Origin of the sequence: Roseivirga sp. UBA1976 (assembly GCF_002336325.1) — a bacterium.
GTDB classification, from domain to species: domain Bacteria; phylum Bacteroidota; class Bacteroidia; order Cytophagales; family Cyclobacteriaceae; genus Roseivirga; species Roseivirga thermotolerans.
In genome coordinates this window covers 1-2,927 of the sequence record NZ_DDDQ01000116.1, presented here as the reverse complement: position 1 = coordinate 2,927, position 2,927 = coordinate 1, and the positions used below count along the sequence as shown (strand labels likewise).

Genomic DNA, 2,927 nt, shown 5'->3' with positions numbered 1-2,927 from the left:
TAAAAGAAGCAGGGATGAAGGGTGTTATCCTCACCGCTAAGCACCACGATGGGTTTTGTCTTTGGCCTTCGGCCTATACCGAGCATTCGGTAAAGAATAGCCCCTGGAAGAATGGTAGGGGCGATGTGGTAGCCGAATTGGCCGATGCCTGCAGGGAGTTTGGACTCAAGTTGGGTATATATCTATCGCCCTGGGATAGAAACCATGCGGCCTATGGCCAACCGGAGTACGTGGAGTATTACCGCAATCAGGTAAAGGAGCTGCTGACCAACTATGGAGACATATTTGAGTTTTGGGTAGATGGTGCCAACGGGGGCGATGGTTATTATGGTGGAGCTAATGAAACCCGCAACGTAGACAGGAATACCTACTACGGATGGGATAGTACTTTTGCGCTGGTAAAGGCCTTGCAGCCGGAGGCTATTATTTTTAGCGATGGTGGGCCAGGCACGCGATGGGTAGGCAACGAAAATGGCTTTGCCGGCAAAACCAACTGGTCTACCTTTAGAAAGGAGCAATTTGCACCGGGAGTCGGCCCCTATCAGGAGTCGCCATATGGTCACGAAGACGGTAAATATTGGGTTCCGGCAGAATGTGATGTGTCCATCAGGCCTGGATGGTACTATCATAAAGCGGAAGACGATAAAGTAAAGTCTCTCTCTCAATTGTTGGATATTTACTATCGCTCGGTAGGTAGAAACGCCAATCTACTTCTCAATTTACCGGTAGATAGAAGAGGGTTGGTCCATGAAAATGATGTGGCGGCTTTAATGGATCTGCGAAAAACGCTCGATGAAACGTTTCGTACCAACCTGGCCAAAAAAGCCGTGGCCACTGCCGGTTCAGAAAGAGGTACTGAGTTTTCGGCAGAAAAAGTAATCGATGGAGACTTCGATACTTACTGGTCCACACCAAACGATTCTGTAGCCTCTACTTTGAATCTCTCGTTTTCCGAGCCCGTTACCTTTAACCGACTGCTAATTCAGGAGTATATTCCTTTAGGGCAGCGAGTTAAATCATTCGAAGTATGGATCAAATCGAATAACGAATGGGTACAGGTAGCTAGCGAGACCACTATTGGCTATAAACGCATTCTTCGGTTAGACGACATAACAACCACCGCCATTCAACTTAGAATTACTGATGCTCGCAATGTACCAACCATTTCTGAGGTTGGCGTATATTATGCTACTACAGAACCGGCTCGGCCTCTTTAAGTCCTATGGCTTCGCTAATGGAATCCCATAAACCAATGCGCGCATTCAGGGCCTTTTTAGCTATGGCCAGCACTTCCTGCCATTTCTGTTCATCGTTGTCGCAAAGCTCTGTGATCATGCGCATAGCCAATGGTCCATGATCTCCGCCATCGAGCTCAATGTGTCTTTTCAGATAGTAGGTAAGCTTGCTATAAGCCTTGTGGCCGTCTTTTGCTTCGGCCGATTTTACAATTTCCAGAAACATATCCGGAATTAAGTCTTCTCGTCCAAAAGTGAAAGCTGAAGCGATAAGGTGGGGTTTTCCGCTTTCAATCACATCGAAAGTGAAACGCATAAAGCGTACTACTGCATCGTTCAGGTTTAGTTTTTCCTGAATTTCAGATAGGTTTTGGCCGGCACGGACGCATTCAACAAACTGAGATATTGGCAGTGTATTGGCGCCAATCTGATCCATGGCCTGAAGGTACATTTCAAAATGACTCATGTACTCTCCATCTTCGTTTACATCGCTCTCTTCTTCCAGCACTATTTCATTGATAAACCTGCTCAATGAAGGATTGTACTTTGGTACCCAGGGTAGAGTAGTGCAGGTAAGTTCGTTTTGTAAGGCTTTTAAAAGCGACATAAAATCCCAAACGGCATATACATGGTTTTCCATAAAAACCTGTATGTCGTTCAGGTTGCTTAATCGTTGATATAAAGGGTGATTGTTGAGTTGGGTTCTATACAGTTGAAGTTCTCTTTCTATCCAATCAGTCTGCTCCATTACTTCAAAGTTTGCTATCTAACCATCTATTGAGCATGGTTGTTGCCGATAGCCGGTGAAAATTTGGGCTAAAATTAACTAAAGTAGATGAACAGGGCACCCACGGCCGTCATGAATAAGATAAACTTTCTGAAAAATTGCTCATTGACTCGTTTGAGTAGACGAACCCCAATGAAAAGACCGAGGAAGATGGCCGGAGTAAAGGTCAAGCTCACCTGAAGGGTGGGCCAATTGATGGTGCCCCAACTCCAAACATGAAAGGGCACTTTGAAAAGGTTAATGATTAGAAACAGCCAGGCGGTAGTGCCTATAAAAGCATCTTTCGGTAGGCGCATGGCCAGAAAAAAGATGTTGGCAAAAGAGCCGGCCAGGTTTCCTACCATGGTAGTGAAACCTGCTGTAAGTCCCATAACCCCGGCAAAGGAGAGGTGCTGAGGTACCTTCTTTGACTTGCGCTGATCCCACCAGAACATGATAATCACAGAAATGAAAATAACCAGTGCCATGCTTTTTCTAAAAGCATGAGCCGACATGTGATCGCCAGCAATGGTGCCTACTATTACTCCGGCCATCATAAAGGGCATAAGCCTGAAAAGGTATTTCCATTGTGCATGGCGATTGTAGTAGATTACGGCAAACACATCGCCCACTATGAGCATAGGAAGCAATATGCCAGTAGAGGCTCTTGCTTCAAAAACTAGCGCCATTAAAGCCACAATGATTATGCTGATGCCCTTAATACCTGATTTAGACAGGCCTAGTACAAAGGCGGCTGTAGTTATGGTAACAATATCAAATAGACTCAGTTGGGAGAGCATGCCGCGAAGTTATCTAATTTCCCAAAAGAGCAGGGAGGTACTAATGAAGTTGATTTACCGAGAGTCCGATAATAAAAAAAGCCTCAGATTTCTCTAAGGCTTTTGCGGAACGGACGGGACTCGAAC

3 protein-coding genes are annotated in these 2,927 nt (G+C 45.5%); 1 reads left to right on the top strand and 2 read right to left on the bottom strand.

Annotated features, from left to right (window positions below; all coding sequences use genetic code 11):
• On the top strand, positions 1–1,217 hold a 1,217-nt coding region (locus tag B3763_RS11605; protein ID WP_286746643.1), incomplete at its 5' end, for an alpha-L-fucosidase.
• Here B3763_RS11605 and B3763_RS11600 read toward each other — a convergent pair.
• Both B3763_RS11600 and B3763_RS11595 read right to left on the bottom strand, forming a co-directional pair.
• Entirely contained in the window at positions 1,192–1,983 is a 792-nt protein-coding gene (locus tag B3763_RS11600) for a DUF3050 domain-containing protein (RefSeq protein ID WP_286746641.1), read from the bottom strand. The genes B3763_RS11605 and B3763_RS11600 overlap by 26 nt on opposite strands.
• A gap of 74 nt (positions 1,984–2,057) precedes the next feature.
• On the bottom strand, positions 2,058–2,801 hold the full coding sequence (locus tag B3763_RS11595; protein WP_286746639.1) for a sulfite exporter TauE/SafE family protein: 744 nt from the start codon (positions 2,799–2,801) through the stop codon (positions 2,058–2,060).
• Between the last annotated feature and the right edge of the window lie 126 nt (positions 2,802–2,927).

Bases quoted from the DNA above. Each gene is read 5' to 3' on its own strand.
- B3763_RS11600 (WP_286746641.1), bottom strand. From the start codon at position 1,983: ATGGAGCAGACTGATTGGATAGAAAGAGAACTTCAACTGTATAGAACC.
- B3763_RS11595 (WP_286746639.1), bottom strand. From the start codon at position 2,801: ATGCTCTCCCAACTGAGTCTATTTGATATTGTTACCATAACTACAGCC.